Below are 6,993 nucleotides of genomic sequence, written 5' to 3' on the forward strand. Positions count from 1 at the left end.
GCTCAGCAGCAGCACCTTGACCTGCCGCTCGAGCCAGCGGCCGATCACGACCTTCTGCTGGTTGCCGCCCGACAGCGCGCGTACGGGCTGCCGGACATCGGCAGTCTTGATGCGCAGGCGGCTCACCGCGAAGTCGACGAAGCGCCGCATCCGTTGACGGCGCAAGCGCCAGGGCTCGCTCTGAAAATTGGCGGCCACCTGGGCAAGATTGAACTCGACCGAATGATCGAGCCACAGCCCTTGCCGATGACGGTCGTTCGGCACGAGGCAGACGCCGGCGTCGATCATGTGCCGCGGCGAGCGCACCGTGAGCGGCGCGCCGTTCAGCGCGATTTCGCCGCCGTCGAGCTTGCGGTAGCCGGCAAGCGCGTCAAGCAGTTCTTGTTGCCCATGTCCCTGAAGACCCGCGACGCCAAGGATTTCGCCTTGCCGCAAATCGAAGTCGACGCCGCGCAGACGCGCGCCGGCGCGCAGTCCCCGTGCGCTCAGTGCGACGCGGCCGCTGTCGTTCGCGGCGCTTGCGCGCGGGCGCTGTTGCGATTGCTGCGCGGCGTCGTGCAGATGCGCGGCGGCGGCACCACCCGCCGCGCCGCCCATCCATGCCAGCACGCGGGCTTCGTCGAGTTGGCCTTGCACTTGCAGTTCGCCAGCATACCGTCCGTTGCACAACACCATCACCCGATCGCACAGCGCCTGGATCTCGGCCATCCGATGCGAGATGAACACGATCGCGGTGCCGCGCGCGGCCAGCGACCGGATCCCGCGCATCAGGCTGTCGACTTCGGCGGCGGCGAGCGCCGCGGTCGGCTCGTCGAAAATCAGCACGCGCGGTTCGAGCGCCAGCGCCTTGGCGATTTCCACAAGCTGTTGATCCGCAACGCTCAGCCGGCCCGCAGGCATGTCGAGGTCCCAGCCGGCGCGCAGGCCTGTCAGCAGTTCGGTCGCGCGCCGCCGCGCGGCGCTGCGGTTGAGAAACCGTCCCGCGCGGCATACTTCCGCCCCGAGAAACACGTTCTCCCACACCGGCAGATCGGGCGCCAGCCCTGGATGCTGATGCGCGATCGCAATGCCCGCGTTGCGCGCCGCGCGCGGCTCACCTGGCGGCAGCGCGACGCCGTTTAGCGACAGCTTGCCGTGGTCCGGCCGGTTGTCGCCCGCGAGAATACTGGACAGCGTCGACTTGCCCGAGCCGTTCGCGCCGAGCAAGCCGAGCACTTCGCCGGCATTCAGTTCGACGCTGACGTTCTCGAGCGCGACGACGCCACCGTAGCGCCGGGTGATGCCGTTCGCAGTCAATAAAGGCATGCTGGGTCCGTCACCGGGTTCAAGGGGTGAAGAGCGCGTCGAGTTCCGGCTCGCTCAGCCATTGCCCCAAAAAGTAGCTGTCGGGCTTGCCGTTCATTGACACGAGCGTTGCGTCGAGCGTGTCGGCTGTGACGGTCTTCGTGATTGGGAAGTAGTACGTGTTCTCCGGCAGCGGCTTGAGCTTGCGGCCGTGCGCAAGCCGCACGGCTATGCCGAGCGCGGTCCGGCTGATGTCGGGCGGGTTCACCTGCACGAACACCTTCATCGGATTGCCCGCGTCGCGCTGCTTCTTCCATTCTTCGAGAAAGCCTTTCTGCGCTTCGCCCGTCATCACCGCGACGCGCCGGTTCGCGTTTTCGAATGCGCGCAGTACGCCGAGCGCCATCGCGTCTTCGGTGAACACCGCATCGATCTTCGGCTGCGCGGCAATCACCGTGGCCATCACCGCCTGCGCCTTGGCCTCGTCCCACTCCCCGTAGCCGGACCACACCACCTTGATGCCGGGATACTTCGCGAAGGTATCGAGCGCCGCCTTCTTGCGCGCCTCGGCGGCCGGATGGCCGGGAATGCCGTCGAGCACCACGACGTTGCCTTTGCCGTGCAATTGCTCTGCGATCCACTCGGCGTAGCGTTGCCCCCATTTATAGTGATCGACGGTGACGTTCACCGCGTATTTGTTCGACACGGCCTGATCGAACGAGACGACTGGAATCTTGCTGCGCTCGGCTTCCGAAATCACGCCGTTCAGCGCGGTGGCCGAATTGGCGTCGACCATGATCGCGCCCGTTTTCTGGCGGATCATGTTGCGCATGTCCTGGATCTGCTGGCCGGTATTCGCGCCCGACTGCTGGACGACAAGGTTGGTGGCCAGGCCCTTGGCCTTATAGGTCTGGAACTGCTCCTTGGCTCCGTCGATCATCTGGTTGCGCCATTCAGTGCCGAAATAGCCGTTCGACAAGCCGATGTCCGGCGCGGCGGCCCATGCCGACGCGCACACGAGGCTCGCCGCGCAGGCGGCGAGCAGAGTAACCGATTTCATGCTGTCTCCTGTCGCACAGAGTGGGCGCTTTAGCGCCTTACTCTGAGCCCACGCAGATAGTTGCTGTTCTCTGCGGCGTCCCATAAGACGTCGCGCCGTTCAATGCACGGGTGCGTGAATCGTCTGCGCGACGCCCGCGTCGACCGGCAACGTGGCGCTCGCATGCACTTCGCCGCGCGGCGGCACGACATCGTGCGAGGTCTTGAAGATTTCGCCGTCCTTCATCACCAGCGTGATTTTCCTGGGGTCCTGGAGCACCGCAAGATCCTTCAGCGGATCGCCGTCGACGAGCAGAATGTCCGCCAGATAACCTTCGCGAATCTGACCGAGTTCGTGCGACCGCATCATCAGTTCGCCGCCAAGCCGGGTGGCCGACAACAGCACTTCCATCGGCGTCATGCCGATGTACTTCACGAAGTATTCGAGGTCGCGCGCATTCGTGCCGTGCGGCATCCACGCGAACCCGTAGTCGCCGCCAGGCAGGATGCGGACGCCGCGCTTGTGCATTTTCTGCAATGTGAGCGCCGCCGTTTCGAGTTCGCGCTTGTAGCCCATCTTCGCCGCAGCCGCTTCGCTGATGCCCCACGGCTCTGCGTGATACAGCGTGCTGATCAGCCAGCCGATTCCGGGCGCGACGAAGTGCTTGTCCTTATTCGCTTCGAGCATGTCAAGCGCTTCTTCGTCGGCAAAGCTGGCGTGGAAGATCAGTTCCAGCCCGTGCCGCACGCATTGCTTGACCGACTCGCTCGAACGCGCATGCGCGGCGACGCGCTTGCCGGCGCGCTTTGCCTCGGCGGCCAGCATCGCGATCTCTTCTTCCGAAAATGGAGACGCTTCGGCCGAAATGCCCGCGATGTATTCACCCGACAGGTTGATCTTCAGATGATCGACGCCGTACTTCACGAACATGCGCGTAGTCGCGCGCATTTCTTCGGGGCCGCTCACCACTGCCCCGAAGTTAAGTTCCTTGAACGGCATGTGCGGCAGCGTGTTGTCGGCGAGGCCGCCGAGAACCGTGATCTCCTGGCTGCCGGCCAGATAGCGCGGACCGGGAAACTCGCCCGCGTTCACCGCGTTGCGCAGCACGACATCGAGCCGCGGCTTGGCGGCCGCCGCGCCGAGCGCCGAAGTCCAGCCCATCTCGAGATAGCGCCTGGCGACCCGCACGCACCAGAGCATGTGTTCTTCCGGCGGCATGAACTGGATCGCCGACAACGACGGCTGATCGTTCCACGAGAAATGCGTGTGCGCTTCCGTCATGCCTGGCATCAGGAACGCGCCCTTGCCGTCGATCCGCTGCGCGTGCGGCGCGCTGACCGGCGCGTCTTCACGTCCGACCTTAGCGATGCGCTGTCCTTCTACGAGAACTTCGCCCTTGAAGGGCTGGGCGCCGCTGCCATCGAATACCGTTACGTTCGTCAATACGATCGAGCTCATGTGTCTCCTCCAGGGGGGCGGATTGCGACCCTCGCGCATCTCGCCCCAAGGTTCGTGGTTCGCTAAGGGCGTTTCACCTGTTTTGCTCTGTCAGTCGTTCCATTGGATGCCGTGCAATGCATCAGCGGGCGGCGCGATAGAAGGCCTCCAAATTCGCCTTCGACTCCGCGGGCTTTTCGAACGTGGTCCAATGTCCGCAGCCGTTCAGCACCACTACCTTCGCGCCGGCGATGCGCTCGCCCATCGCCTTCACCGCGTCGGGCTTGCCGACGCCGTCCTGATCGCCGGTGACGAGCAGCGTCGGCACCTTGATCTGTTCGATCGGCGCGGGCTGTGCGCCCGCCAACGCTTCGCAACTCTGCGCGTAGCCTTCCGGCGATTGACGCATCACGCTCTCGCGCACTAGCGCGACAGCGACCGGACGCTGCGCCTTCGTTTCGTCGCTGGTCGCAGCTTTGACGATCGCGTCGGCGATTTCCTGCAAGCCAGCCACGCCCTTGTCGCGCGCGAGCGCCGCGCGCTGGCGGATACCGTCGCGTCCCGCGTCGGGTGGCGCGAGCAGCGGGCCGAACAGCGCGAGGCTCTTCACCCGTTGCGGATGCTTGACCGCGAGATGCTGCGCGACGATCGTGCCCATCGAATGCGCGACCACGTCCGCTTGTTCGATGTTCAGTTCCCGCAGCGCCGAGGCGATGATGTCCACATACACGTCGATCGACAGCTTCTGCGACGGCAGCTCGGAACGCGCGCTGCCCGGCAGGTCGATGCGTATCACCCGCTTGCCTTCGAACGCGCCGAGCACGGGCGTCCAGTTGTTCGACGAGCCGCCGAGACCATGAATGCACACCACGGGGGCGCCGTCGCCTTCCGTCTCGATGTAGAGACCCTGTACCTGGGTTGTCGCCATTTAAGCCACCTCGTTTTCAAGAATGCCGACGCGCGGAATTTCCATTCGCACGACGTCGCCGGTCTGCAGGAAGCGGGGCGGATTGAAGCCAATGCCGACGCCCGCCGGCGTGCCGGTTGCAATCACGTCGCCCGGTTGCAGTTCGATGCCCGCCGAAATCGTTTCGATCAGCGTGGGAATGTCGAAGATCAGATCCCGCGAGTTAGAGCTTTGGCGCAGTTCGCCGTTGACCCAGCAGCGCACGTCGATGTTCGCGGGATCGAACTCGTCGGCGGTCACGAGATACGGGCCCATCGGGCAGAAGCCGTCGAGCGATTTGCCGAGGAACCACTGGCGGTGGAGCTTTTGCAGGTCGCGCGCGGTCACGTCATTGATGAGCGTGTAGCCGAACACGTGCGCAAGCGCGTCGGCCTTGCGGATGCCGCGGCCTGCTTTGCCGATCACCACGCCGATCTCCGTTTCGTAGTCCAGTTGCTGAGTGACTGCCGCGTGACGCGGAATCCTGGCGCCGGGTCCGATCACCGTCGATGCGGGTTTGGTAAAGACCACTGGCGCTTCGGGAATGTGTTCGCCGGCTTGCGCGCTCTTGTCGAAGCCGGACTTGCTGAATTCTTCGGCGTGGTCGTGATAGTTTTTGCCCACGCAGAAGATGTTGCGGCGTGGCTGGTCGATCGGCGCGAGCACCGTGACGCCCGCCAGCGGCCGGCCGTCGTGCTTTGGCAGCAGCGCGCTTTTGATCGCGTCGTAATCATGAACCAATTGGACCATGTCGCCGCGAAAGCCGGCGTTCAGTTCCGTCACTGGCCAGTACTGTTGCCGTTCCGGATCGACGATTGCAATCGTTTTGACGCCTTCGACAAGCAAATTTGCCAATTTCATGTTGAGCCCTTAATCTAGGTCCGATTGGTGAAAATTTCTGTCACTGTAGGACCAAATGCGACCAGAGCCAATCAGGGTTAACCAAACATGAATACCAATTGGTTCTATGTAAAAGCGTTTCAACGGCAAGGAAGAGGTCATGGGCGACGTCGAGACAGGCAGATTTTCCGTTAGAGCGGAGGGCGCGCGCGCGCTCGCGAGCTATCTGGAGCAAGCCATTCGCACGGGGCGCTTGCGCGAGGGCGTCAAGCTGCCCGCCGAGCGCGAGTTGAGCGAGGAGTTCGGCGCGTCGCGCGGCGCGGTGCGGCGGGTGCTGGCCGATCTCAAGGGGCGCGGGCTCATTACGCAGGCGGTCGGCAGCGGCACCTTCGTGTTGCCGCAAGGGAATGCGGCGGGCGCAGCTGTGGGCGCGCAAGCGGCGGCTGCGTCGGCGGTTCCGCATGAGGTCGTACAGACCAGCCCTGCCGAATTGATGGAAGCGCGTCTGCTGATCGAACCGCTGATGCCCGGGCTGATCGTGCGTTACGCGACAGTCGGGGATTTCGCGCGGATGGTCGAATGCATCGAGCGATCGGAAGCCGCGCAGAGCATCGAAGAGTTCGAGAAGTGGGATGGCGAGTTGCACAAGACATTTGCGCTCGCGACGCACAACAGCTTCTTCCTCCGTGTGCTCGAACTAACCAACGAAGTGCGAGAGCAGGGCGAGTGGGGACGGCTCAAGCGCAAGTCGTTGACCCCCGAGCGGCGTTCGGAGTACGAGGCGCAGCATCGCGCGATCGTCGAAGCGCTGCGCGACCGCGACGCGGACCTCGCATGCGAACTGCTAACCGGGCATCTGAAGCAGATCCGGCACAATCTGTTTGGCGGGTGAGCATCGGGCGTTGGGCCGGGCGCGCTAGGTTCCGTGTTGTTGGCTTGCGGTTTAGCTAGCCATTCACTTTGGTATTTGCTGGCGAGCGGCAGCGGACGAGAAAGAACAGCGGGTCGATGTGCAGCTCCCCGCACGCCTTGAGTAACGGGAAAATCGTTGCGAGCGTCTTGCCGATTCCGGGGGGCGCTTGCGCCATCCATGGCTAGCCGTCCCGCGCCGCGCGATACACCGACACCGCCAGTTCGCGCTGCCCGCTGCAAAATTGCCGATGCGAAAACTGCAACGCGCCGAGCGCGGCGTTGCGGGCGACACAATGCGCTTCCTCGTGCACCGCCCAACCGAGAAATCGTTCGCAGCGCTCGATAAAGAAAACCTCCAGTTCGCGAGCGCTATGCGCTTGCGTCAGCAGGGTTTCCTTCGGAGCGCCGATCTCGAAGTACGCCAGCGCAACCGTGAGTTCAGTAAGGCAGGTGTACCTTGGTATCGTAGCGTCGGGAGCGCGCTCCTCGACGTATCGAGGGATAGGAAGGGCATCTGGCAGCAGGCTTCAGCCAG

At 64.0% G+C, this 6,993-nt stretch carries 6 protein-coding genes and 1 pseudogene; 1 reads left to right on the forward strand and 6 read right to left on the reverse strand.

Annotated elements, in window-relative coordinates; all coding sequences use genetic code 11:
* The 5 genes from QOC89_RS06485 to QOC89_RS06505 all read right to left on the reverse strand — a co-directional run.
* Nucleotides 1-1,305 (reverse strand): sugar ABC transporter ATP-binding protein (locus QOC89_RS06485; RefSeq protein WP_323044270.1); only part of this gene is annotated, 1,305 nt, incomplete at its 3' end.
* 19 nt (nucleotides 1,306-1,324) lie between these two features.
* Nucleotides 1,325-2,344: an ABC transporter substrate-binding protein gene (locus QOC89_RS06490; RefSeq protein WP_323044271.1), complete on the reverse strand. Its 1,020-nt coding sequence runs from the start codon at nucleotides 2,342-2,344 to the stop codon at nucleotides 1,325-1,327.
* Nucleotides 2,345-2,443: 99 nt separating this feature from the next.
* Nucleotides 2,444-3,781 (reverse strand): amidohydrolase family protein, encoded by a 1,338-nt coding sequence (locus tag QOC89_RS06495; RefSeq protein ID WP_323044272.1) that lies wholly within the window; start codon nucleotides 3,779-3,781, stop codon nucleotides 2,444-2,446.
* 121 nt (nucleotides 3,782-3,902) lie between these two features.
* On the reverse strand, nucleotides 3,903-4,688 hold the full coding sequence (locus tag QOC89_RS06500; protein ID WP_323044273.1) for an alpha/beta fold hydrolase: 786 nt from the start codon (nucleotides 4,686-4,688) through the stop codon (nucleotides 3,903-3,905).
* Nucleotides 4,689-5,567, reverse strand: coding sequence for a fumarylacetoacetate hydrolase family protein (locus QOC89_RS06505; protein ID WP_323044274.1), 879 nt, complete (start codon nucleotides 5,565-5,567; stop codon nucleotides 4,689-4,691).
* Nucleotides 5,568-5,706: 139 nt separating this feature from the next.
* Here QOC89_RS06505 and QOC89_RS06510 point away from each other — a divergent pair, with 139 nt between their 5' ends.
* On the forward strand, nucleotides 5,707-6,438 hold the full coding sequence (locus QOC89_RS06510) for a FadR/GntR family transcriptional regulator (protein WP_323044275.1): 732 nt from the start codon (nucleotides 5,707-5,709) through the stop codon (nucleotides 6,436-6,438).
* 97 nt (nucleotides 6,439-6,535) lie between these two features.
* Here the strand turns inward: QOC89_RS06510 and QOC89_RS06515 are convergent.
* A pseudogene (locus QOC89_RS06515) lies at nucleotides 6,536-6,904 on the reverse strand (ATP-dependent DNA helicase); the annotation flags it as partial.
* Nucleotides 6,905-6,993 lie beyond the last annotated feature (89 nt).

It is taken from the genome of Paraburkholderia sp., from assembly GCF_034668105.1.
Lineage (GTDB): Bacteria > Pseudomonadota > Gammaproteobacteria > Burkholderiales > Burkholderiaceae > Paraburkholderia.

Excerpts from the sequence above, each read along its gene's own strand:
- QOC89_RS06490 (WP_323044271.1), bottom strand. The coding sequence starts at position 2,344 with ATGAAATCGGTTACTCTGCTCGCCGCCTGCGCGGCGAGCCTCGTGTGC.
- QOC89_RS06495 (WP_323044272.1), bottom strand. The coding sequence starts at position 3,781 with ATGAGCTCGATCGTATTGACGAACGTAACGGTATTCGATGGCAGCGGC.
- QOC89_RS06500 (WP_323044273.1), bottom strand. The coding sequence starts at position 4,688 with ATGGCGACAACCCAGGTACAGGGTCTCTACATCGAGACGGAAGGCGAC.
- QOC89_RS06505 (WP_323044274.1), bottom strand. The coding sequence starts at position 5,567 with ATGAAATTGGCAAATTTGCTTGTCGAAGGCGTCAAAACGATTGCAATC.
- QOC89_RS06510 (WP_323044275.1), top strand. The coding sequence starts at position 5,707 with ATGGGCGACGTCGAGACAGGCAGATTTTCCGTTAGAGCGGAGGGCGCG.